Below are 22,746 nucleotides of genomic sequence, written 5' to 3'. Positions count from 1 at the left end.
CCGTCACTTGTTCTGTTCGTTCCACTCGGCCTGAGCCTCGTTGAGCTGCTCGGCGAGGGTGTCGAGGAAGTCCTTCGCGGACATCTTGCCGAGCAGGACCTTCTGGTAGTTCGGCTCGTTGTCCGCCTTGCTGATGGTGTTCCAGTCCGGCAGATGGTAGGGCAGCTGCACGATCTTCAGGGAGCCGTCGTTGAGCGCGGCCGCGGCCAGCTTCGTGGGCTCGGCCTCGTTCACCCAGGCGTCCTTGGAGGCCGCGGTGTTGGCGGGGATGGCGCCCGCCGACCTGTTCCACTTGCTGTTGGCCTCGTGCGAGGCCGCGAACTCGATGAACTTCCAGGCGGCCGCCTTCTTCTTGCTGGACCTGAACAGGCCGAGCCCGTCGACCGGGTTGGACACCTGGACGCGTATGCCCTGGTCGGTCGTCGGGTTGGGCAGTCCGCGGAACTTGCCCTCGCCGAGCGCTTTCACATGGTCCGTGTAGGAGCCGAGGTTGTGGCTGAGCATGCCGATCCGGCCCGTGTCCCACTGGGCGTTCATCTTCTTGAAGTCGTTGTTGACGTCGGCCGCGGGGGTGTTGTTCTTGTAGAGCGCGACGTACTTCTTCAACGCCGCCACGTTCTCGGGGTCGTTGACGGTGGTCTTGTCGCCGTCCCAGAACGAGCCGATGCCGGACTGGCCGTAGGCCGCGTCGAGCGCCTGCGCGATGGAACCCTCACCGCCGCGCATGGTGTACCCGAACCTGTTCTCGCCCTTGGCGGTGAGCTTCTCGGCCGCCTCGTAGAACTTGCCCCAGGTGGTGGGGGCTTCCAGACCTGCCGCCTTGAAGAGGTCGGTGCGGTAGTACAGCACGCCGTTGCTCGCCGACGTCGGCACCGTGAAGAGCCGTTTGCCGCCGCCCGCCGCGCGGACGCTGTCGACCATGCCCGGGTTCAGCCTGCCGTCCAGGGAACTGCCGCTGAGCCGCTCGTCCAGCGGCTCCAGGGCGTTCTGCGCGGAGATCCCGGCGAGCATCGCGGCACCGACGCCGCCGACGTCGGGCAGGCCGCCGCCCTGGATGGCGGTGTCGTACTTGGACTGGACGCTCTCGGCGGGGATCGGCACGTACTTGACGTGGATGTCCGGGTTCTTGGCCTCGAAGTCCTTGATGATCTCCTTCCAGATGTCGGTGCGGACACCGCCGTTGTTGTCCCAGAAGGTGATCTCGCCCTTCCCCGAGCCTTCTTGGCCCTTGTCACCGCCGGCTCCGCCGCCGTCGTCACCGCAGGCGGTGGCGGTCAGCGTGAGCGCGGCGGTGAGGGCGACGGCGGCGACGGCGCGACGGCTTCTGCTTCTGCGGCTTCTATTGCTGTTGCTGTTGCTGTTTCTGTTGCTGGGGATGCTGATGTCCATGTCGGCTCTCTTCACTGTCGGCTCTCGTCATTGAGGTGAGGTGATCCGGAAGCGGGTGAACAAGGCGGTCCCGGCCCCGCCGCGGCCGGCCGGGGCCGTGGCGAACAGGCCGAGCAGTGCGCCGACCCACCGCCACGGCGTCGCGGCGAAGATCTGGCCCGAAAGGCGGAAGCCGTCGCCGGTGTCGGCGGAGAAGCGGCAGCGTGCGCCGTCAGCGATGGAGATGCGCAGCCGCGCGGTGCCGTCGGGGGCAGGGCGCGGACGCTCGGCGTCGCGCTCCCGCTCGGCGACGGACTCGGCGAACCGGTGGACGAGACGGACCGCCCCGGCACCGTCGCGTTCGAGGCCGATCCAGCTGAACGCGTCGCCGAGGACGGCAAGACCGGCCCTGGCGTCGGCCGCCGTGCCGTCGAGCCGCAGCCCGACCTCGACGGTGCACGGCGCGAGCGGAATGCGCTGCGTCAGGACGTGGGGCAGGCGGCGCAGGTCGTGGGCGTCCGCGGACCGTACGCAGGCCAGCCGCAGACCGTCCGCGGCATGCGAAGTCGCCCAGCCGTCAACGGGGTTGGCCGACCACTGCCACTGGCGGCCGTGGCGTCCGCCGGGGAAGTCGTCGTCGATGACGGGCGCGGACACCGGCTGCGGGGGCAGGTCGGGCTTCTTGTGTACGTCGACGGGGGCGCCGTCGGTCCCGATCACCGGCCAGCCGTCCGCGCCCCATCGCAGCGGCTGCAGGTGGACGACCCGGCCGTACGCACCGCGCTGCTGGAAGTGCAGAAACCAGTCGTCGCCGGACGGCGTGCTCACCCAGCCGCCCTGGTGGGGGCCGTTGACGGGGGTGTCGCCCTGCTCCAGGACGATCCGCTCTTCGTAGGGGCCGTGGAAGGTCCGGGAGCGGAAGGCGCCCTGCCAGCCGGTCGCCACCCCGCCGGCCGGGGCGAGGATCCAGAACCAGCCGTCGTGGCGGTACAGCTTGGGCCCCTCCAGCGTGAACCAGCCGGGGATGTGGTCCGCGTCGACCAACACCCGCCCCTCGTCGAGGAGTTCGCGGCCGTCGGGGCTCATGCGGTGACCGGTGAGGCGATTCTTGATGCCGGAGCGCGACTTGGCCCAGGCGTGCACGAGATACGCCTCTCCGCGCTCCTCGTCCCAGAGCGGGCAGGCGTCGATGAGTCCCTTGCCCGCCTTGACGAGATGCGGGGTGCTCCAAGGGCCGCGTATATCAGGGGAGTTGACCTGGAACACGCCGTGGTCGGGGTCTCCCCAGAAGATCCAGAACCGCCCGTCGTGGTGCCGGATCGACGGCGCCCACACCCCGCGGTCGTGCCGCGGCGCGGCGAACGCCTCCGCCGGTTCAAGGCGCTCGAGGGCGTGCCCGATCAGGCTCCAGTTCACCAGGTCGCGGGAGTGCAGGAGAGGCAGCCCCGGGGCGCGTCCGAAGCTGGACGCGGTGAGGTAGAAGTCGTCGCGGGGCCGGGCGCCCGGCCGGGGGGGCGCGGCGGCGGGGGCGGGCCGACATCCCGGCCGCCGCCCCGGGCCGCGGCCCGGCGACGGCTGCCGCCAACGACAAACGGTGCCGGCCGAGAGTCGGCCAGCACCGGATGCTGTACTGCTGTGTGTCCGAGGGGGGACTTGAACCCCCACGCCCGATAAAGGGCACTAGCACCTCAAGCTAGCGCGTCTGCCATTCCGCCACCCGGACTAGGTGTTTGCCGTTCGCGGGGTGTTCCCCGCGGCGACATGGACAACAATACCAAGCTTTCGGAGTGCCTTTCACCTGCGTATCCGCCGGTCGGCGGGCGGATGCCCGGCGCCCCGTTCCGCCGCATCTACAGTCTCACCATGAGTGACGGGATGATTACTGGCGTGCTGGGTGACGTGAAGGTTCGGCGGCCCCGGCTGCTGTCCCCGTTGCGCGAGCATCTGCGGGACACCATGTGGTTCGCGCCGACCGCCGGCCTGGTGGGCGCCATGGTGCTGTGGTGGGTCGCGGCTGAGCTGGACACCCACATCGTGACGGCGGCGAAGGACGCCGAGGACTACGAAACCGTCGAGTCCCTGATGTCGATCGCCGAGGACGCGAAGGCGGTGATCAGCACCATCGGCTCGGCGATGATGACGTTCATCGGTGTCGTCTTCAGCATCTCGCTGGTGGCCGTGCAGATGGCGAGCGGGCAGTTCAGCCCGCGCGTGGTGCGGCTTTACGTCAGGTCGCGGATCACCAAGATCACGCTGACCGTCTTCCTGGCGACGTTCCTGTTCTCCCTGATGACGCTGACGTCGTTCGACAGCGAGACCGATCCACGGAAGCTGACGACCGTCCCGCTGATCGAGTCCGTCCTGGCGATGGTGATGGTGCTGCTGAGCCTTCTGCTGTTCATCGCCTACGTGAACGGGACGCTCCGCATGATGCGGATCAGCTTCGTGATCGACCGGATCGCCCGGGAGTCGTTCCGGGTGGCGGTGAAGCATCCGACCGAGGGCGCGGTGGACAACGAACGCCTCGGCCCGGAGACCGCGCGGATCACCCACCGCGGGCGGGCCGGGGTGCTGCGGGACGTGAACATCGCCCGGGTCGTGCGGGCGGCGCGACGGCAGGGCGTCGTGCTGCGGCTCGTCCCGCGCATCGGCGACTTCATGGTGCCGGGGACCCCGGTGTTCACGGTCCACGGCGGGGCGGCGCCCTCCCCGCGTGCGCTGCGGTACACCGTCTCGGTGGGCGTGGAGCGCACCTTCCACCAGGACCTCGGCTTCGGGCTTCGCCAGCTCGCCGACATCGCGCTGCGGGCACTGTCGCCCGCGGTGAACGATCCGACCACCGCCGTGCAGGCCCTCGACCGCATCATCCAGTTCCTCGCGTCGGTGGCCCGGTACCCGCTGGGCGCCCTGCGCCACCGTGACCGGCGCGGGGCGGTGCGCCTTGTCCAGCCGGTGCCGGACTGGACCGCTCTGGTGGACCTCGGGTTCGCCGAGATCCGTGGCTGCGCGATCGGCAATCCGCAGGTCACCCGGCGCATGCTGGCCGGCCTCGACGATCTTCTGCGCCTTGCGCCCCAGGAGCGCCGCGAGCCGCTCCTTCGCCACCGCGAGCTGCTCACGCAGGCCGTGGACCGCACGGTCCCGGAGTCGGCGGACCGCGCGTTCGCCCTGCTCCCCGACCGGCAGGGAATCGGCTAGCCGACCGACTCCCCGCCGGTGATGCCTCAGAACTCAGAGCTCAGGGTGAGGGCTCAGGGTGAGGCCTCAGGCCATGAGGTGATAGCTGGGGAAGTTCCCCGGCGGTCGTTCCATCGCCGGGCCATGGGTGACCGCCCGCACCAGGAGTTCGCCTCCGACGAACGCGCCGCGCCACGACGCGCCGAACCCGCCGAACAGCTCCTCCCGGTCACCGCGCGAACGAGGCTTCCCGCGGCCCGTCTTGAACGCCCGTATCTGCGGCGCGAGCCGTTCGTAGGTCTCCGGCTCGTCGGTCGACAGGGTGGCGACCAACGCTCCGTTCGACGCGTTCATGGCAGCGAGCAGCTCCGCTTCGGTGTCGACCAGGACGATGGTGTCGACCGGGCCGAACGGCTCCGCGTGGTGCAGCGGCGAGGACGGCGGCGGGTTGAGGAGCGTGACGGGGTGCAGGTACGCGTCCGTGTCCTGCCCCGGCAGGAAGCGGTCCGCCGCCGGCGCGCCGCGGTACAGCGGCACGGCACCCCGGTCGATGGCCTCCGCCACCTGGTCGGAGAGTTCCTTGGCCTTGGCGGCGTTGATGAGCGGCCCGAAGTCCAGCTGCGGGAAAGGGTCTTCGGCCTGCTCGACCGCCAGCGGGTGGCCGACGCGGACGGTGCGGACGGCCGGGAGGTAGGCGGCGAGGAACTGGTCGAAGAGGCCGCGTTGGACGACGAAGCGCGGATACGCCGTGCAGCGCTGCTTGCCGTAGTCGAAGAGCTTGGGGACGACGGCGCTGAGCGCGTCCCAGTCGCTGTAGTTCCAGATGCCCCAGGTGTTGAGTCCTTCCTGTTCGAGGATGTGCCGCTTGCCGAGGTCGGCGACGGCCGTGGCGACCGCCGCGCCTGTGTCCCGCCCGCCGACGAAGGAGACACAGCCGATTTCCGGTGCGCGCACCATCGCTTCGGACAGCTCTCCCCCGCTGCCGCTCACGAGGGTGACGGGAATCCCTTCGCGGGCGGCGAGCGCGCAGGCCAGGGTGAGACAGGCGACGCCGCCATCGGTCGGGGTCTTGGCGATGGCCGCGTTGCCCGCGAGTGCCTGTACCAACACTGCATGAACGAGCACGCTCATCGGGTAGTTCCAGCTCGCGATGTTGGAAACCGGACCGTCCAGCGGGGTCCGGCCCTCGATCATCGGCTCTATGCCGTCGACGTACCAACGCACGCCGTCGATGGCCCGGTCCACATCGGCCTGCGCGAGGCGCCAGGGTTTGCCGATCTCCCAGACGAGGAGGAGGGCGAGCAGTTCGCGGTGCTGGGTGAGGGCGTCGAGGGTGGCGGCGACGCGGGCGCGGCGCTCGTCCAACGGGACGTGGCGCCAGGCCCGGTGCTGGTCGAGCGAGGCGCGTACGGCCTGGTGGGCGGTGGCGGCGTCGAGGCGTGGCGGGCCCGCGATGGGGCTGCCGTCGACGGGGCTCGTGGCGGGCAGGGCGCGGCCGTCCGCCTGCCAGCTGCCGTTCCACAGGTTCAGGACGTGGTCGTCGCGGAAGGCCTCGGGTGCGACGGCGAGGCAGCGCTGCCAGGCGTCGGCCCAGGATGTACCGGCCTTGAGGACGAGCGGGGTGGTGAGGGTGGGTGCCATTCGGGGTTCTCCGCTCACGGTGCACAAGTCGGGGCGGGAGGTGCATGGCTCGTACGGGGTCGCACAGTTCGCGGTCCACGTGCGTTTGGTGGGGGACGGTAGTGGAGTGAGGGCCCGTCACCTATGAGTGACGTCACTCCCCGAGTCGGTTGAGTGACGTCACGCCCCCCATCGGTGGCGAAATAGGGGGGGGGGGTGCCGGGGGGTGGGGCCGCCGCCCCCCCCCGCGCCGCCTCCGCCGCCTCCGCCCACCGGCATCTGACCTCGCCCCTCACGCCGGAGCGGCACGCACCACGCCCCCGTGTGTGCCGCTCCGGCTCCGCCCGCGCACCACCGGAACGGCCCTTGTCTGAACTCTCGATCACTCCCCTTACGGTCAAATTCCCCCACAGGTCGAAGCGCGGCATCCTGCTCGGCCTAACCCTTCCCCAACTGGCCTTGGTTTCCTTGGCGTTGGCGCTGCTGCTGGTCACGGTCGTCAGCACCGGGCTGCTCGGCGCGATCGTGCTCGCCCCGCTGTGGGCCGCGGTCGCCGCCCTGGTCGCCATCCGCCGCGACGGCCGGTCCCTGATCGACTGGGCGCCGATCGTCGTCCGCTTCGCGAAGCGCCGGCGCAGCGGGCAGACCCTGTGGCTCGCCCGGCCGGTCACCCGCCCCCACCACGACGGCACCCTGCACCTGCCCGGCACTGCCGCCTCCCTGCGCGTCGTCACACCCTCGGACTCGGCCAACGGCGCCGCCGCCGTTCACGACCCGCACGGCCAGACCCTGACTGCCGTCGCCCGCGTCTCCTCCCGCGCCTTCGCCCTGCTCGACCCCGCCACCCAGAACCACAACGTGTCCGGCTGGGGACGGGCACTGGCGGGCATCGCGCGCACCGGGCACGTCGCCTCCGTACAGGTCCTGGAGCGCACCGTGCCCGACAGCGGCGACACCCTCGCCCGCCACTGGGCCCAGCAGGGCCGCCCCGAAAGCCCGGTCGCCGGGCAGGTGTACTCCGACCTCGTCGCCTCCGCAGGACCTGCCGCCGCCCCGCACGAGGCGTACTTGGCGATCAGCATCGATCTCAAGGCCGCCAAGCGCTTGATCAGTCAGGCCGGCGGCGGCTTCCCCGGGGCATTCACGGTGATGGAGCAGACCACCAGCGCTATCGCCCAGGCCGCCCGCAGCGCGGGGCTGATGGTGACCGGTTGGCTGACCGCCCGCGAGATCGCCGCCGTCATCCGTACCGCGTACGACCCCAAGGCACTCTCCGGTCTACAGCAGTGGTCCGAGAACGGACGGGCCGAGGCCGACCCGGCCGCCGCCGGACCGGTGGTGCAGGTCGAGGAGTACGACCGGGTGGCCACCGACTCCGCGCGGCACGCCACGTACTGGGTCGAGGACTGGCCGCGGACGGAGACCGGCGCCGGATTCCTGCACGGGGTGATGTTCACCGCCGGTGTGCGGCGCAGCCTGTCCCTTATATACGTGCCCCAGCAGCTCGAGTCCGCGATGCGGGACGTTCAGCGCAAGAAGGCCGCGATCATCTCGGATGCCGCCGAGCGCTCGCGGCGCGGGCAGGTCGACTCCGAGGCCGACAGCGTCGAGTACGCCGACGTGAAAACCCGCGAGCGGCAGCTGATCGCCGGACACGCGGACGTCGCCCTGACCGGCCTGCTCACCGTCTCCGCCGAGACCGACGCCCTCCTCGATGCCGCATGCGCGCAGATCGAGACCGCCGCCGTCACCGCCCAGGTCGACCTGCGCCGCCTCTTCTACCAGCAGCCCGACGCCTTCACCCTCGGCGCGCTGCCCCTGGCCCGCACCGCCCTGTAATCCACCTCGGCCCCACCCAATTGGGGCCCGTGCCCTGCCGCATCGGCAGGAAGGATCTTCCCCCTTTGACCTCAGCCACCCCCGTCGGCGACGCGCACCCCTACCTCCGGGCCGCTAGTGCCGGAGTGCGCCACCACACCCGCGCCCTCACCTCCCAAGCGGCCACCACCCCGGCGCCCGCTGACCGCACCCACCTCGACGTCCTGCACGCGCACCTGATCGCCCTGCACCGCCTCCTCGACCAGCTCCAGGCGCCAACCCGGTCCCCACACCCCACCGCAGGCCGCCACCTGGCCACCGCACGCACCCGGCTGTGGCAGTCCGCCGCCGCCGTGCACGACGCCTTCCACCTCCTGCCCGCCGTCCACGACGCATCCGCAGACGAGGAGGAGTGCCACCCCGAACGGCTCCCAGAAGGCCCGCCCGTGCTGACCATCTGCCAGCGCCACCTCGCCGCCGGCCATCTCGTCCGCCGCACCACCACCCCCACCGACCTCAACAGCCCCGTGCCTGGCCACACCACCGCCTGCGTCCAGTAACTCCCCTCCCTCGAAAGGCCCTTGCATTGCGCACGCTCAAGCCCTCTACCTCCACCGCCGTCATCCTCGCGGCACTCGCCGGCACCGCCGCGCTCGCCACCGCCACCCCGGCGTCCGCCGCCAGCTACCACTGCAAGACCAGCACGAAGTCCGTCGACGACGCCGCCTACGACGGCTTTTGGGCCGACAACTGGGACTTCACCGTCAAGGTGTGCTCCAAGCAGTCCAGCGACTACCTCTACAGCTACGCGTCCGTCTCCTGGGACGGCCCGGTATACGGCCAGGTCGACGACTCCTCGATCTTCGACGGCGCGTACTTCAAGGTGCAGGCCAAGAAGTCGGTCTCTGGCACCGACCCGGTCCTCAAGTCGGCCAACTACTACGGCATCGAATCGCGGCTGGAGAACAGCGACTCCAACGCCAACTACAACAACCACTACACGACGCCGGTGATGAAGACGAAGGTCGGCGCGGCCCGCGTGCTCATCGACGGCGAGCTGTACCTGGACTGGAACAACGACGGCAACGGCTACGGGCGCCACCAGTTCACCGCCTCACCGGTCGTGTGATCGCCCGCCTCCCCGACCGCCGTCATCTGAAAGCCACTTCGTCATGAGCCACCGGCCCTCCCGGCGCGCCCGCCGCGCCTCGGCCTCTCCTCTGTTCACCCCGCACGGCACCGACCGCGCCAGCCGCAAAGCCGCGCGCCGCCAGCTCGCCGAGGCCGCCGCCAAGGCCCGCGCCGAAGCCACTCTGCACCTGGCCGGCACCGAACCGGCCGAGCAGGAGGTACCACTCCCCCTCTTCCCGCCCGCCGGTCGCCCCGGCCCCGCCTCCGCCCGCGGCGGCAAGCTGAAACTGCCCGCGCACCGCATGACCACCGCCACCGTCGCGGGCGCCTACCCCTTCCTCGCCGAAGGCGGGCTCGGCGCCGAGGGCATCTACATCGGCCGCGACGTGCACGCCGAAGCCAGTTTCGGCTTCGACCCGTTCGCCCTGTACGGCAAGATCGAAGGCTTCACCAACCCGAACGTGCTGCTGGCCGGTGTGATCGGCCAGGGCAAGAGCGCCCTGGCGAAGTCCTTCGCCCTGCGCTCCGTGGCCTTCGGGTACCGCGTGTACGTGCCGTGTGACCCCAAGGGGGAATGGACCCCAGTGGCCGCCGCGCTCGGCGGCACCTCGATCGCTCTCGGTCCTGGGCTGCCGGGCAAGCTCAATCCTCTGGACGCGGCCCCTCGCCCGCCGTCGGTCTCCGAGACGGACTGGGCGAGCGAGATCCGCAAGAGGCGCCTGCTGCTGCTCGGTTCCCTGGCCCGCACCGTGCTCGGGCGGGACCTGCTGCCGATGGAGCACACAGGACTCGACGTCGCCCTGGACGCCGTGGTCACCCGCGCCGCCGCCACCGGACGCACCCCGCTGCTCGGCGACATCGCCGCCATGCTCAACAGCCCCGACGAACTCGACACCGCCGGCGGCTTGATGTCCGGACGCCTAGGTGACGCCTCCCGCGACCTGGCCCACGCCATGCGCCGTCTCGTCCACGGTGACCTGGCCGGCATGTTCGACGCGCCGAGCACCGTGGCGTTCGATCCCAGCTCGCCGATGCTCACCATCGACCTGTCCCGTCTAGGCGGCTCCGGCGAAGACACCGCACTTGTCCTCGCCATGACCTGCGCCTCGGCCTGGATGGAGTCCGCGCTCTCCGACCCGAACGGCGGTCGGCGCTGGATCGTCTACGACGAGGCATGGCGCCTGATGCGCCACCCCGGCCTGCTCCAGCGCATGCAATCCCAGTGGAAGCTCAGCCGCGGCCTGGGTATCGCCAACTTGATGGTGATCCACCGGCTGTCCGACCTGCTCACCGCGGGCGACGCCGGATCCCGCGGACGAGCGCTCGCCGAGGGTCTGCTCGCCGACTGCTCCACCCGCATCATCTACCGCCAGGAGACCGACCAACTCCACGCAGCCGCAGCCCTGTTGGGCCTCACTGCAGTGGAGAGCGACGCCATCTCCCACCTCAACCGCGGACGGGGCCTGTGGAAGGTCGCCGGACGATCTTTCATCGTCCAACATCTCCTCCATCCGCACGAATTGGCCCTATTCGATACAGATGCCCGAATGCATTGATCGCGAGTCGAGGCCAGGCCCGTCCACCATCACCCTCAACCTTCCGGATCCCACGCCCTGATGGAAACCCCTTCCAGCGCTCCGCCCTCCTCTGCCGTCGGCTCCCGGATGGTGAGTGAGGCGCTCGGCGCCTCGCTGCGGCAGCTCGACCGGCTCCACACCGCCAACAGCCCCGAGGACGTCCTCTCCCAGCTCGTGTACATGGCCGCACGCCACCTGGACCACCTGCACGAACAATTCATCGACGCTGCCCAGTACGCGGCCTCCACTCTGACGCGCGTCGCCACGGGGAAGACATCGATCAACTCGCTCGGCGTCCTGCAGAACAACGCCACGCAGATCGACATCCTGGCGGCACGCCGCGCCGATGCCGTCGAGCACCTCAAGGCAGTTATCCACGCTTACCGGCAGGTTGCGACGGCCGACCACACCGCCCCGCACCCGGCACACCGTCCGGCTTTCGCCCCGATCCGCCCGGAGGCAGCCGGCACGACGCCCGTCCGCGCGACGCGCAGCCGGTAGCCCTGCCCTCACCTCCAAGGAGCCCATGCCCGCCTCCCGCGCCGACCTCGCCTCCTTCGCCGAGGCGCTCGCCGCCCGCCTGCCCGGCGACTGGCACAGCACGTACCGCCAACACGAGGCGTACAGCGACCAGTTCCCCCTCGACGACGAAGTCTGGGACAACGGCCACGTCCACTGGGCCGTCGGCGGATTCGTCCTCGGTCACGACGCCCAGCTGGCCGGACCCGACGGTCAGCGACTGTGCGTCATCGACCGTCCGCTGCATCCCGACCAGTTCCTCGTGGTCCCCCTCTCCCCGGACGAGGGCCTCAAGTCCCACCATTTCCATGGCGTCGACGAGCCCAACGGCATCAAGGTCAGCAACGACCCGCTGCGCGCCGCCGTCGCGGTCAGCCGCCGCGTCCTGCCCCGCTACCAACACGCCCTGGCCGCCGTACACCACAACGCTCAGGCACAGCCCGAGCCCCCGCTGCGCCCCGCGCCGCCCGAGGTCGACCAGGTCCTCACCCTGACCCGGTACGCCGACGGCGCGTTCGGCACGCCATACGCGATGGTGCCCGCAGAGGCCCGCAGCACGCTCTACGCGCACGGCTTCCAGTACCACCCGCACCAAGGCGCCTTCCTGCTGCCCGCCGCGTACGGCCACATCGCCCAGGCTCGGCGCGTCCTAAGCGTGGTCCAGCAGCTCGCCGCCCACGGCATCGGCGTCAACCTCCGGCACAACCCGCCGCCTACCGCCGTGCCGCCTGCGCTGCACACCCGCGCCCCGCTGCCGGGCTCGACACCCGTCGCCCATCACCGCTAGCCCCCGCCGGGCATCGCAGCCCGCCCCTGCTTTCAGGAGATCCCACCTGTCCACGTCTTCCGCCACACCCGCGGTCCCCGCTGCGGGCGTCACCACCCCCACTGATCCCGACGGCCGTTACGTGTACGGCCGCCAGGTCCTCGCGCTCACCGACCAGCTCAATGGCACGACGTCCTACGAGCACGCGGCTGCCCTGGCCGAGCAGGTCCTGGAACCGACCGACGGCCTGCTGGAGCGGCTTGCCGAGTTCTTCGAAGCGGCGGCCGAGAAGGCCAAAGAGGCCGACCACGACGACGGGTTCGACCTCCACTACGACCTGGAGGACGCCGCGTCCACCTTGCGCGGGCTCGGTGAAGACCTGCACGTCGCCGTCGACCGCATGCGCGCCCTGGCCCCGCGCTCCCCTGCACGCCAGACCACCAAGGCGACCGTCTCGGGCTCGAGCATCGGGCTGCCGACGGCGGTGCTGCCCACGCCTGGTCGCATTCGGTGACAGCGCAAGAGCCGCCCGGTCCGCTCGCCGGTCTGGAGCAGGCGGCGCACCTGCACTCGCTGGCCGAGCGCATCCACCATGCCGCCGACGATCTGCCAGCTCCGGAGTCCACTCACTCGCTCGCCGGCATCAGCGAGGAAGTCGAGGACCAAGTCCGCGTCATCGCGGGCGTCTTCGCCTCTCTCGCGCATGAAGCCGCCATCCACGGCCGGGCGGCGAAGCAGCATCCCGGCGCGGCGGATGCCCTGGCCCATCGCAAAGTCGCCCTGATGACGCGGGCGGCCGATCCTCTCGGCTGGGCGCTGGCCAAGCTGGGCGAGGCCGTCGCCCAGATCGGCCGCCTCCATGAGATCAGCGCCAGCCCACGCACCCCCGAACGAGTCCAGGCCATCGACACCGCACGCGCGGCCCTGGACGACCGGCTGTTCAGTGCCCACCGGCACCTGACCGACGCGGCCGGCAACCTGCACCGGGACGCCGACCTGCTCGTCGCGGCTGCATCCGGCTCACGGCGTCCACCAGCTGCCCCGCCCGCTCACCGCAACCGGACACCTGCCGCACGGCCCGTGTCCACTCCCGTGTCGCCGACCGCCTCTAGAACCCTTCGCTGACCTGGGCCGACGCCGCGCGATACCCCACTCCGGGGCAGCTTCGCGCCCGCGTGACCGCTCGGGTGAAGGCGGCAACATAGCCGACAATCCCCGGTTAGCGAAACCGGGGATTGTCCGGACTCTAGAGGCGGATCACCCACCACCCCCTTTCTTGAGGAGCACCTCATCCGCCGCCCCCTCCACCGTTTCCCCCTGGCCATCGCCACCGCCTGCGTGGCCCTGGCCGCGACCGCCTGCAACAGCGGCAGCGACAGCCCCGAAGCCAAGAACCCCGCCCCGTCCGCCAGCGCCGACAAGGAGCGGGAGCTGCCGCCCGCGCTGACCAAGCAGCAGGCCCTCGCCGAAATCGGCCGGTACGCGACGGTCAACAACAAGGCCAACGCCGACCGCGACCGCGCCCTGCTCGACACCATCGAGGACGGACCCCTGTATGCCATGTCGGTCTCCGAGTACAAGGAGACCGAGGGCCTGACCAAGTCCGAACGCAAGGCGTACAAGCCGTGGGCGTACGACACACAGAACGCCAAGCTGTACATCCCGCGGATCGCCCCCGGCCAGCCGCGCTGGTTCGCCGCCGCGCTCTCCGGCACCAAGGGCAAGGCCCCCAACCGGCTCGCCGTCTTTGCCGAACAGCCGCAGCACAAGCGGTGGGAGATGGTCTCCGTCGCCGATCTGTACGGCACGGACCTGCCCAAGGTCGCCCTGGACGCCGACGGATACGCCACCGCCGTCGCCGCCAACAGCAACAAGGACTTGGCCGCGGGAGCCGACCTGCTCCGCAGCGGCGTCCTGGACAACTTCGCCACCGGCGGCCAGAACTCCGGGAAGAAGGTCTTCACCGAGAGCAAGGCGAGCAGCCAGCAGATCAAGGTCCACGACAAGACCGTCAAGCAGTACGGCAGCCAGGGCACCAGCACCTTCGCCGGCGCCACCAACCGCTACCGCGACGCGTACGCGCTCAAGACCACCGACGGCGGCGCGCTGGTCTTCTTCTCCCACACCCACACCCAGACCGACGCGGTCGCCCGCTCCGGACTGCAGCTCAACCCCGGCAAGGACGACCGGGCCTGGCTGCACGACATCCCGCGCACGAGCATCCGCTACGAGTTCGTCTGCAACGACGCCGCCACCGTCCCCGCGAAGGCCGCGCCCTCCACGCTCCTGGCCTACACCTGCGCCCGCACCGACGCGTCCGGCCCGCCCGTGAACTCCGCCGCCCTGCCCCGCGTGTAGCGCGGCCTTCCACCGCACCTCACCTGGAACAGCCCTTGCCCGACCCCGACTTCGAGCTGTACCACAACGTCGGCCGCGACGCCGACCAGATCACCGCCGCCCGCTACGGCATCGCCACCGACCGCGACCTGCTCCGCTGGGCGAAACGGGATGCCGAACCCTTCCTGGGCGAACACCCGCTGCCGGACACGCCCCTGCCGGGCCCGGACCTCGCCCCGTATCACGACGCACTCGCCGCCGCCGAGACACCAGCGCAGGCCAGCGCCGTCACCCAGCACCTCCTGGACGCTGCCGAACCCGTGCTCCAAGCGGTCAGCGACTACCTTCTGTCCGCCGCCCGATGGCGCGGCCAGAACCGCGGAGCGGAGCCAGAGTCCCCGCCCAAGATGCTGATGGCAGCAGCCAGCCGCAGCCTTGACGTGCTGGCTCTCGCGCACACAGCCGACCTGGCCATCCTGCGCGCCGCCTACAACCCCGCGCCGGCACCGAAGGCGCGGGCCAACGACCCGGCCAGCACGCCGCCCGCTCTGCCTCCGCCTCCGCCGCACGCCCCTCCCACCGCGCCTGCCCCCAGCCGGTAACCCGCACCAGCGCGAGGTCATCACCGAGGCCAACTCCGGCTCTCTGTACTGGGATTACGTCCTGCGCCCCGCCGGGGATCGACGTCATCAGCCTGTACGCGGCAGACCGCGGACCGACCGTCGACTGGAACACCGACCCGCGCACACGGTTCAGCGACCACGCCTACCTGTGGCTTCCCGGACAACCGGTGCCCGCCACACGGCCGCCACGCACCGCACCGGCCCGCGCCACGCCGGCACCCACTTCAACAGCCGCACGGCCCGCCACCCACCGCTGACTTCGCCCCTTTCGTCTCTGGAGAAAAACGTCCTGTCCTCGCACTCCCGTCCCGACATCACGGTCGTCATTGCCACCCGGCTGCGGCCCGAACGCCTGGGCTACCTCGCCGAACTGCACGCCAGCCTGATGCGGCAGACCGTGCCGTGGGAGGCCGTCCTCGTCCTCGACGGGGCCGACCGCGCGCTCCTGCCCGAACCGCTGGCGGCCGATGCCCGTATCCGCGTCGTCGAACTGCCCCGCCCGGTCGGCGCTGCCGCCGCCCGCAACCTGGGACTGCGCACCGTCCGCACCACCCTGGTGTGCTACCTAGACGACGACGATCTCTTGCCGGACGACAGCCTCGCCATCCGGCACCAGAGGATCACCGAGACCGGTCTGGGCTGGGTGGCGGGCTGGAGCGCCGACCTTCACGCGGACGGCTCCACCACGATCTGGCGCTGCCCGACGCCGCCAGGCGTGCACCAGCCCGGTGACGTGACCGGTTACTGGGCCAGCCCCGAGGCCCAGATCCCGCTCGGCCAGACCATGCTCCTGGCCCAGACCGACCTCGTCCTCGCCGCTGGCGGACACGGTGGGCTCCCCTCCGGGGAAGACTTCTTGATGGTCAACGGCGTGACCAACCTCGCCGCAGGCGAACTGCTCCCGCACGTCGTCTATTTCTACCGGCAGCATCCCGCCCAGATGACCGCCGGCGGCGCCGGCGCCTACCGCGATCTCCGGGGCCCTTCGCGCGATTTCGCCTTCCGGCACGGCCGTGCACTGCGCTCCGCGCTGCGGCACGGGCAAACACGCGGGCAGGAGCTGGTGTCCTGATGACCTCCGGCGTCACCCAGGCGACCTTGGACTACCTCGCCCGGAGGCTCAACGACGTCGCCGGCCAGCTGCCTATCACCCACGCGGAGGTGGACCCGGCGGCGCTCACCGACGACATCGCCCTGCTCGCCCACCACCTCACCTACGCCGGTGAACGCGCGCAGGAACGCTTCACCGCCCCGGAGACAGTCCACCTCCCCGAGCGCCTCACTCTGATGCGGCTCGCCGAGGCAATGACCGCCGTCACCGGCGCCATGGGCCACCTGACCGAGGCCCTGGACTGTGTGTCCACCGGCTTCTACCGCGAAGCCATCCCCGGGGTGGAGACCTCGCACCTACGGGGCGACCCCAAGACACTGCGGATCATCGCGGCCGAGAAGTGCAGCACCGCCCGGAACCAACTGATCGCCACCGCCGCACAGCTCCACACCGAGAGCGGCGGCAGAGCCGAGCGGCTCCGCCTGGCCATGGCCCCGGTGACGCCTCCGCCCGCTCAACGTCCTTCCCCCGCGGTCCCCGTGTCGCGGACTGCGCGCTGACCACCTGGACCCCATGTCGCCCACACCCTCCACTCAGATCATCCTCAGCACCAGTCGCGCCAACGGGCTCGTCGCCATCCCTTACGGCGAGGAGCACCGCTTGGCCGCCCGCGCCCTGGAAGAGGTCGGATTCCACCGGATCCCCGGCGGCGCCTTCGCCGCGCCGCTGGCCGACTGGCCGGCCGACCGCCAGATGGCCCGTGCCCTGGTGCACCGCGCCTACGAGCACGGCGCGACCATCACCGCCAGCCCCCGGCCCTACCTCGGGGACTTCGGCGACGACATCGCCGCCCGGCTGCCCGGCACCTGGAGCGCGCAGTTGGAGCTCTACTGCAACCCTCTCGTGCAGGAGGACCTCATCGGCCCGCTGTGGGACAGCGGAGACCTCCTCCAGGCTCTGCTCCACGACCCCGTGCCCGGCGCGGTCGTCCTCAAGAACGGGATGGGGACCGAACTGCTGCTGATCGAACGCCCCGGGCACAGCAGCGGATACCTCCTGGGCGCCTTCGCCACCGAGGAGTACGACGACAACTGGGAGGAGCCGAATGCACCGCGCAGCATCGCGCTGCCCGCCGAACCGGGCCTCGCCGCACACGCCGTCACCACCACGTTCCTGCCCGAGTACAGCCGAGCCCTGCACCAGCGCCGGCTCGGCACGGTCCTGAGCGCACTGGAGCGCATCCGGGCCGAGCACGAGACCCTGCAGGCCATCAAGGCGTCCGGCCGCTACAGCGACGGTGTACCGCTCGCCGACGCTCGGATGATTCCCGAGATGGAGCGCACGTTCGCCGACTTCGCCTGGCTCTCCTTCCGCGACGTCCTTGAGCACGCTCCCGTCCTGCTCAGCCGGTGCCGCCCTGCCATGACCCCCTGGCCCCAGGACGCCACCGCGCTGGAGCGTCTGCGCACGGCACTCGCCGACAGCCAGGACACGCGGGACGAGGACAAGGCCCTGAGCGGCGTCCTGTTCTCCGTCGACGGGTGGAAACAGGCCCGCAGCCGCTTCGGGCTCGCCGCCCTGCCCGCGATCGAGACCTGGCTCGCCGAGAGCGCGGCGTTCGAGCGCCAGGCCCGTGCCGCTGTTCCGGGCGGAGCGGTGGCGCTGGCCGCGCCGAGCCCGCGCTTGCTCACCGCCCGCCCGGCACCCCCTGCCGTGACCCGGTCTTCCGCGGCGCACCGCTGACCCCCGCAGAAAGGATCCGCCTTCTGTCCGACCACTTCCACTTCGCTGTCCACCCCGAACACGGCTTCGTCGCCGCCCCCACCGCCGCGGTCACCCCGCACCTGGCCGAGTGGTTCCTCACCCGCGAGCAGTTCGAGCCCGTCCCCGACCTGCCGGGCCTGTACCGGCTCACCCAGCCGGAACAGGACGGCCAGCGTCGCGCCCGCCAGGCCGTACAGGACCTGCGTACCCACGGGTTTGCCGTGCAGGCCGACTACTCGCTCGACCCCGCGCTCACGCCCGCCCCGTACGTGCGCAACGGGCTGCTGGAGCGCCGCCAGCGCATCGCCCAGGCCGCCGCGGCCACCTCTCCACAGCGCGCCCCCGCGCTGTCCACCGCCCCAGCGCAGCCCTCGGCGCAACCGGCCGCGGTCCCCGTCGCCGGACGCGCCCACGGCGCCGGGCCGGGACGGGGCCGGTGAGCATGAGCACCGAGCCCATCCGCATCGCCCGCAAACGCGGCGGAGAAGTCGAAGTCGAAGGCCCCGTCGACGAGTTCGCCGCCCAGCTCCTCGACCGCGCGGGGTTCATCTTCCGCCCGACCCTGCGCGGCGTATGGATCCGGCTGCACTTCGACACCGGCCAGGAGCGCGAGAACCAGAAGGCCACCTACGCCGCCCAGATGCTCAGCGCAGCGGGCTACCAGGTCGACCTCGATCCGAACCTGCTCCCCGCCGCCGGGCACCGCGCGCCGGTGAACTGGTGGCCGCCACGCACCGGAGCCGCGATGACGTCACAGCCCGCGCCCAACTCCACGCAGCGGCCCCGACGCTGACTCCTCACGACACAAGGCACCATGACCCCATCCGCCAAGATCACGCTGTACCTCAGCGCCCGCGACAAGATCATCGCCCTACCGGGCGGGACCGGCCGCAGGTGGGCCGAGACCGCCCTCGACCTGGCCGGCTTCACCCAGAACCACAACCAGATCCACACCCTGACGCTGGATGACCAGGCCCAGGCACGCCAAGCCCTCACGCATCTCCACCAAGCCGCCCGCGACTGCCAGGTGACCGTGACCACTCACACCCGCCCCTACCTCGGCGACATCGCCGAGGCGATCATGGCGGCGCTGCCCGGCCACTGGATGGCAGACGTCGAACCCCTGCGAGAGCAGCAGGACCAGCACTACCTGCGGGACTACTTGTGGGAGACCGGCACGCTCCACGGCCTCCTGGAGACGAACAGCCTGGGCTTCGCGGCGATCCTCCGTGACGGCGGCGGCACCGAACTGCTGCTGGCCGAACGGCCCTCCGACGGCTCGTACATCGTCGGCGCCCTGACCCCGAGCCCCGATTACGTCCGCGTGACAGCCCCGGCTCCGCGCAGCGTCATCGCGTCCGACGCCCGCCTCGCCGCCCGGTTCATCCAGACCCGCCTGCTGCCCGACTACGAGCGGGCCATCTATCTCTCGCGCCTGGACGAAGCGGAGGAGGACCTGCGCTGGGCGCAGGAGAGCGAGCCCGGGACGTACGACACCGTGGACCTGGAGGCGGCGCTGTACCGGTTCCGCACCCACGCCACCGCGTTCATCGCCACCCTGCGCGAGAACACGCCGCTCCCGACCGAGCAGGCCGTCTTCCTCGATCGCATGGAGGACGGCCTGAATCTCGGCGAACTGGACGACCCGGATCCAGAGGCCCTCGCCGATGCGGGGGCGGTGTGGCTCATCGACGGCGAGGAACTGATCGAAATGGCCCACGCCGCCACACCCCCGGCATCCCTCACCCCGGCAAAGCCCAAGGCACTGCCCACAGCCGCGCTGCCCCCGCCGGCAGTAGCCGCAGCGGCCCCCGGCCCGCGCCGCTGAACCCCGCACGCAGCCATCGCGCCGCACCCCTGTCCCGGAGCACCTCATCACCGACACTCCCGCCGAAGACCTCGGCACCGCCCTCGACGAACTGCACACCTTCCAGACACAGTTCGCACTGATCCACGGGCGTTACGAGCGCGCCTGGCCCCAGGCGGCCGATGCCGCAGATGCCTCGCACGCCGCAGCAGTCATTGCGCGCGGCAGGCGTCAAGAAGGCGCCGAGGCGTTCGAGCGCCACGTACTGCCGCACACGAACACCCTGTTGGCCGCCGCGCGGAGCGCCGTGGACGCCATGCCGCCGGCCCGGCACCATGCCGCCTGGCGCGAGCTGGTCGACGACATGGCCCACGCCGCCGACCAGATCCACCGCATCCGGTCCGCGCCCGTCGGCCAAGACGAGCCCGATGCTTCGCGAGTCCGTCACCTCCAGCTGTGGCCCTACGTGCTGGCCTGGGCCGAGAGGTCTTTCATCATCGGTGACCTCGCCGGACAGCACCGCCCCGTCGCCCCACCCCTGAGCGGTGAAGAACTTCGGCTCTGGCAGGACCGTGCGCAAGCAGCGTGGGAGCGCGGCGACTTGGACACGACCGATGTCTGGTACAGCGCCAGCAACGAGCTGATCACTCTGGCGTATCTCGTCGATCAGGGCGAGCAGACGGTGGTGGTCCTGGCGGGCGAGCTCGGCAGCGAGCAGATGCGGGTCCTGGGCCACTACGACTCCGTACACAAGGCAGTCGAAGTGGCCCCGCCCGCGGTACCCGCAGGGGTCCTGCACCCGGACATCGCTCCCTTCGCGCCCCAGGCTCCCGCAGCGGAGGCCCCGGTTGCGAAGCTGGTCCGGCAGGTCGACGAGGCGCGGCACACCGGGGACGTCTACATGGCCCTGCTCGGCGCCGTCGACGACTCCGGTTTCTCCCGCGGTCCGCTGCCCCGCCTGGCCGAACTCCTGGACCGGGCCGCGAAGTTCGCCGACGCGCTGGAGACGAAGCAGGGCCAGCACTCCGCCGCCCGTCTTTCCGTGCTAGCGCGGCAACTGGGCGCGCTGACGGGGGAAATCGAGTCCGCCGCCGAGAGCCTTGGGGCCGGCGTCCTGCCGCCCCACCGCACTCCACGCCCCGTGTTCCACATCATCCCACCGTCCTCGGCACCGCCGACCACACCGCCCGCCGGACCGGCAGCACCCCCCCCCGCCCCCGGCGCTGCCCGCCGCCGCTAGCACCCCGGGCCCGGGGTGCCTCACCCCAGAAAGCACGCGTTGACCTCCACCACCGGCTCCGGCCCGCTGCTCGCGCAACGCCACGTCGCCCGCCTGCTGTTCGGCACGCTGATCGGACGCCTGCCTAACGGCATGGCGCCCGTCGCGATCCTCCTCCTCGTCGCCGACCAGGGCGGATCGCTGAAGACGGGCGGCCTGCTGTGTGCGCTGTACGGACTGGCCTCCGCCGTCGGGCAGCCGGTCCTGGGCCGGATGGTCGACCGTCGCGGCCAGACCCTGGTCACCGCGACGGCGGTCCTGCTCACCACCGTCTGCCTGCTGGCCCTGCCGGTGGTCAAGGTCGCCGCCCGGCCCGGCCTGGCCGCCACTCTTGTCGCGCTCGCCGGGCTGAGCACCCCGCCGCTGGAAGCAGGACTGCGGGCCCTGTGGCCCGTGGTCCTGCCCGACGAGGCGCGGCGCCGGGCCGCACTCGCGCTCGACACCGGCGCCCAGGGGCTGATCTACGTCACCGGTCCGCCGCTGGTCGCCGCGCTGTCCACGACGACCGGACCGCGCACCGCGATGGTGGTGAGCGCCGCGCTCGGGCTGCTCGGCACGGCTGTGGTGCTGAGTGCCGCGCCTTCGCGCCGCTGGCGCCCGGCTCCCGCACCCCAGCGCACTGGGGCGCTCGGGCCCCTCACGCACGCGGGGCTGCGGTGGTTGTTCGTGGCGGTGAGCGGCGTCGGTTTCGCCCTGGGAGCGATGAACGTGTGGGCCGTCGCCCTGGCCGACGACCTCGGGACGGACCTGCTGTCCGGGCTCATCCCCGCCGCGCTGTCCACCGGCAGCCTCGTCGGCGGCTTCCTGTACGGGCGGCGCACCTGGCCCGGCACGCTCACCGCGCAACTCCTGTCGGCAGCCCTCCTGTTCGCCGCCGGATGGCTCCCGCTGATTGCGGTCACCGGCCCCGTCGCGGCCATCGCACTGACAGCAGTGCCGGGCCTGCTGCTCACCGCCGTGATCACCTCGGCATTCCTGACCGTGGACGCCCTCGCCCCGCCCGGCACCACGACCGAGGCGTACGCCTGGCTGATCGCCGCGGTCGGCACCGGCCAGGCCGCCGGGACCGCCCTGTCCGGAACGCTCGCCGAACATGCCCGCCTCGGCGCGGCCCTGCCCGTCGTCGGCGCCACGCTCACCCTCGCCGTCCTGCTCGCCGCGCGCCGCCCCCTCGCCGTCCCCGGCGCCGCCGCCCGCCGCCGGGGACGGCACCGCCGGGCACCGGCTCACGCCGTCCGCTGAACACCCGCTATCTGCAAGGAGATTCACCCATGGCCGTCCGCTCCGAATTTGAAGTTGTCCACGCCTGTGGGCACGCCATAACCCACAACCTGTCCGACCGGCCCGCCGACAAGCGGGCCTCCTTCGCCCGCTGGCTCGCCTCCAAGGACTGCACCGACTGCTGGAAGGCCGCCCGCGACAACGACAGCGCCAGCAAGGAGCAGTGGCTCGCCACCAAGCGCGCTGCCGAACAGCAGGCCGCCGCCGACTGGACCGCCCAGTTCGAGATGCCCCCGCTCGAAGGCCCTGAGAAGGCTCTGGACTGGGGCGAACGCTCCCGCCACCAGCTGGTCACCGCCGCCTACACCGCGCTGGTCACCGAAGGCACCTGGGACGAGGCGGATTGGGCCGCGCTCGAAGAGAAGATCCGCACGATCAGCCGCGCCGGGTGGTGGATCGACCAGCGGGACGCCGAAGGAACCGATCTTCCCGAGCTTCTCGACGCCGCCACCGAGGCCGACCTCGGCACGGAGAACCCGTTCCGCTGAGGGTCTGGGCGAACGCTGCGGGCCGGACCGCGCGACGCGTTATACCCCACGCAAACCCCCGGTCTCAAAACTCGGCGGGAGGCGGCCAATGGCGGGGCCACCCCGCCGCGCGCGTGGGGGGGGTGGCCGCGGAGGGTCAC

Annotated in this window: 23 protein-coding genes and 1 tRNA gene; 20 read left to right on the top strand and 4 right to left on the bottom strand. The window is 71.3% G+C overall.

The window, feature by feature from the left end; translation table 11 throughout:
* Positions 1-3: 3 nt before the first annotated feature.
* The 3 genes from ACFWY6_RS00150 to ACFWY6_RS00140 form a co-directional block, all read right to left on the bottom strand.
* On the bottom strand, positions 4-1,389 hold the full coding sequence (locus ACFWY6_RS00150; RefSeq protein WP_384684228.1) for an ABC transporter substrate-binding protein: 1,386 nt from the start codon (positions 1,387-1,389) through the stop codon (positions 4-6).
* Between the two features lie 27 nt (positions 1,390-1,416).
* On the bottom strand, positions 1,417-3,033 hold the full coding sequence (locus ACFWY6_RS00145) for a family 43 glycosylhydrolase (protein WP_384684225.1): 1,617 nt from the start codon (positions 3,031-3,033) through the stop codon (positions 1,417-1,419).
* Positions 3,007-3,091, bottom strand: a tRNA-Leu gene (locus ACFWY6_RS00140). The genes ACFWY6_RS00145 and ACFWY6_RS00140 overlap by 27 nt, the downstream gene beginning before the upstream one ends.
* Positions 3,092-3,231: 140 nt before the next feature.
* Here ACFWY6_RS00140 and ACFWY6_RS00135 point away from each other — a divergent pair.
* The gene (locus ACFWY6_RS00135; protein ID WP_384684222.1) at positions 3,232-4,566 is read left to right on the top strand and encodes a DUF2254 domain-containing protein; all 1,335 of its coding nucleotides are present in this window, start codon (positions 3,232-3,234) and stop codon (positions 4,564-4,566) included.
* Positions 4,567-4,632: 66 nt separating this feature from the next.
* Here ACFWY6_RS00135 and ACFWY6_RS00130 read toward each other — a convergent pair whose 3' ends face one another.
* Entirely contained in the window at positions 4,633-6,186 is a 1,554-nt protein-coding gene (locus tag ACFWY6_RS00130; protein ID WP_384684219.1) for an aldehyde dehydrogenase family protein, read from the bottom strand.
* Positions 6,187-6,531: 345 nt separating this feature from the next.
* Between ACFWY6_RS00130 and ACFWY6_RS00125 the strand changes: the two genes are divergently transcribed.
* The 19 genes from ACFWY6_RS00125 (at position 6,532) to ACFWY6_RS00035 (ending at position 22,606) form a co-directional block, all read left to right on the top strand.
* Positions 6,532-8,004, top strand: a complete 1,473-nt coding sequence (locus tag ACFWY6_RS00125) for an SCO6880 family protein (protein ID WP_384684216.1) — start codon at positions 6,532-6,534, stop codon at positions 8,002-8,004.
* Between the two features lie 65 nt (positions 8,005-8,069).
* A complete protein-coding gene (locus ACFWY6_RS00120) occupies positions 8,070-8,543 on the top strand; it encodes a DUF6238 family protein (protein ID WP_384684213.1) in 474 nt (157 codons plus the stop codon).
* Between the two features lie 26 nt (positions 8,544-8,569).
* The gene (locus ACFWY6_RS00115) at positions 8,570-9,112 is read left to right on the top strand and encodes a hypothetical protein (RefSeq protein ID WP_384684210.1); all 543 of its coding nucleotides are present in this window, start codon (positions 8,570-8,572) and stop codon (positions 9,110-9,112) included.
* A 43-nt stretch (positions 9,113-9,155) separates the two neighbouring features.
* Positions 9,156-10,670: an ATP-binding protein gene (locus tag ACFWY6_RS00110; RefSeq protein WP_384684208.1), complete on the top strand. Its 1,515-nt coding sequence runs from the start codon at positions 9,156-9,158 to the stop codon at positions 10,668-10,670.
* 60 nt (positions 10,671-10,730) lie between these two features.
* Complete coding sequence (locus ACFWY6_RS00105) at positions 10,731-11,192, top strand: hypothetical protein (protein WP_384684205.1); 462 nt, start codon at positions 10,731-10,733, stop codon at positions 11,190-11,192.
* 25 nt (positions 11,193-11,217) lie between these two features.
* On the top strand, positions 11,218-11,997 hold the full coding sequence (locus tag ACFWY6_RS00100) for a hypothetical protein (protein ID WP_384684202.1): 780 nt from the start codon (positions 11,218-11,220) through the stop codon (positions 11,995-11,997).
* 121 nt (positions 11,998-12,118) lie between these two features.
* Complete coding sequence (locus tag ACFWY6_RS00095) at positions 12,119-12,490, top strand: hypothetical protein (protein WP_384684200.1); 372 nt, start codon at positions 12,119-12,121, stop codon at positions 12,488-12,490.
* Positions 12,487-13,101, top strand: a complete 615-nt coding sequence (locus ACFWY6_RS00090; protein WP_384684197.1) for a hypothetical protein — start codon at positions 12,487-12,489, stop codon at positions 13,099-13,101. The genes ACFWY6_RS00095 and ACFWY6_RS00090 overlap by 4 nt, the downstream gene beginning before the upstream one ends.
* A gap of 213 nt (positions 13,102-13,314) precedes the next feature.
* The gene (locus tag ACFWY6_RS00085) at positions 13,315-14,334 is read left to right on the top strand and encodes a hypothetical protein (protein ID WP_384684194.1); all 1,020 of its coding nucleotides are present in this window, start codon (positions 13,315-13,317) and stop codon (positions 14,332-14,334) included.
* Between the two features lie 35 nt (positions 14,335-14,369).
* Positions 14,370-14,915 carry a hypothetical protein gene (locus ACFWY6_RS00080; protein ID WP_384684191.1) on the top strand — a complete coding sequence of 182 codons (546 nt, stop codon included), beginning with the start codon at positions 14,370-14,372 and terminating at the stop codon, positions 14,913-14,915.
* A 169-nt stretch (positions 14,916-15,084) separates the two neighbouring features.
* Positions 15,085-16,008 carry a glycosyltransferase family 2 protein gene (locus ACFWY6_RS00075; RefSeq protein WP_384684188.1) on the top strand — a complete coding sequence of 308 codons (924 nt, stop codon included), beginning with the start codon at positions 15,085-15,087 and terminating at the stop codon, positions 16,006-16,008.
* Positions 16,008-16,547 (top strand): hypothetical protein, encoded by a 540-nt coding sequence (locus tag ACFWY6_RS00070; protein WP_384684186.1) that lies wholly within the window; start codon positions 16,008-16,010, stop codon positions 16,545-16,547. The genes ACFWY6_RS00075 and ACFWY6_RS00070 overlap by 1 nt, the downstream gene beginning before the upstream one ends.
* 13 nt (positions 16,548-16,560) lie before the next feature.
* A complete protein-coding gene (locus tag ACFWY6_RS00065; RefSeq protein ID WP_384684183.1) occupies positions 16,561-17,730 on the top strand; it encodes a hypothetical protein in 1,170 nt (389 codons plus the stop codon).
* A 242-nt stretch (positions 17,731-17,972) separates the two neighbouring features.
* Positions 17,973-18,191 (top strand): hypothetical protein, encoded by a 219-nt coding sequence (locus tag ACFWY6_RS00060; protein ID WP_384684180.1) that lies wholly within the window; start codon positions 17,973-17,975, stop codon positions 18,189-18,191.
* Between the two features lie 2 nt (positions 18,192-18,193).
* A complete protein-coding gene (locus tag ACFWY6_RS00055; RefSeq protein ID WP_384684177.1) occupies positions 18,194-18,544 on the top strand; it encodes a hypothetical protein in 351 nt (116 codons plus the stop codon).
* A gap of 21 nt (positions 18,545-18,565) precedes the next feature.
* Entirely contained in the window at positions 18,566-19,579 is a 1,014-nt protein-coding gene (locus tag ACFWY6_RS00050) for a hypothetical protein (RefSeq protein ID WP_384684174.1), read from the top strand.
* Positions 19,580-19,844: 265 nt separating this feature from the next.
* Positions 19,845-20,798 carry a hypothetical protein gene (locus tag ACFWY6_RS00045; RefSeq protein WP_384684171.1) on the top strand — a complete coding sequence of 318 codons (954 nt, stop codon included), beginning with the start codon at positions 19,845-19,847 and terminating at the stop codon, positions 20,796-20,798.
* Positions 20,799-20,837: 39 nt separating this feature from the next.
* Positions 20,838-22,079 carry an MFS transporter gene (locus tag ACFWY6_RS00040; protein ID WP_384684169.1) on the top strand — a complete coding sequence of 414 codons (1,242 nt, stop codon included), beginning with the start codon at positions 20,838-20,840 and terminating at the stop codon, positions 22,077-22,079.
* A gap of 29 nt (positions 22,080-22,108) precedes the next feature.
* Positions 22,109-22,606, top strand: coding sequence for a hypothetical protein (locus tag ACFWY6_RS00035; protein ID WP_384684166.1), 498 nt, complete (start codon positions 22,109-22,111; stop codon positions 22,604-22,606).
* Positions 22,607-22,746 lie beyond the last annotated feature (140 nt).

It is taken from the genome of Streptomyces sp. NPDC059037 (genome assembly GCF_042740015.1).
Classification (GTDB): domain Bacteria; phylum Actinomycetota; class Actinomycetes; order Streptomycetales; family Streptomycetaceae; genus Streptomyces.
This window is presented reverse-complemented; position numbering and strand designations above follow the sequence as displayed.

Bases quoted from the DNA above. Each gene is read 5' to 3' on its own strand.
- ACFWY6_RS00150 (WP_384684228.1), bottom strand. From the start codon at position 1,389: ATGGACATCAGCATCCCCAGCAACAGAAACAGCAACAGCAACAGCAAT.
- ACFWY6_RS00135 (WP_384684222.1), top strand. From the start codon at position 3,232: ATGAGTGACGGGATGATTACTGGCGTGCTGGGTGACGTGAAGGTTCGG.
- ACFWY6_RS00130 (WP_384684219.1), bottom strand. From the start codon at position 6,186: ATGGCACCCACCCTCACCACCCCGCTCGTCCTCAAGGCCGGTACATCC.
- ACFWY6_RS00110 (WP_384684208.1), top strand. From the start codon at position 9,156: ATGAGCCACCGGCCCTCCCGGCGCGCCCGCCGCGCCTCGGCCTCTCCT.
- ACFWY6_RS00105 (WP_384684205.1), top strand. From the start codon at position 10,731: ATGGAAACCCCTTCCAGCGCTCCGCCCTCCTCTGCCGTCGGCTCCCGG.
- ACFWY6_RS00100 (WP_384684202.1), top strand. From the start codon at position 11,218: ATGCCCGCCTCCCGCGCCGACCTCGCCTCCTTCGCCGAGGCGCTCGCC.
- ACFWY6_RS00070 (WP_384684186.1), top strand. From the start codon at position 16,008: ATGACCTCCGGCGTCACCCAGGCGACCTTGGACTACCTCGCCCGGAGG.
- ACFWY6_RS00065 (WP_384684183.1), top strand. From the start codon at position 16,561: ATGTCGCCCACACCCTCCACTCAGATCATCCTCAGCACCAGTCGCGCC.
- ACFWY6_RS00055 (WP_384684177.1), top strand. From the start codon at position 18,194: ATGAGCACCGAGCCCATCCGCATCGCCCGCAAACGCGGCGGAGAAGTC.
- ACFWY6_RS00050 (WP_384684174.1), top strand. From the start codon at position 18,566: ATGACCCCATCCGCCAAGATCACGCTGTACCTCAGCGCCCGCGACAAG.
- ACFWY6_RS00035 (WP_384684166.1), top strand. From the start codon at position 22,109: ATGGCCGTCCGCTCCGAATTTGAAGTTGTCCACGCCTGTGGGCACGCC.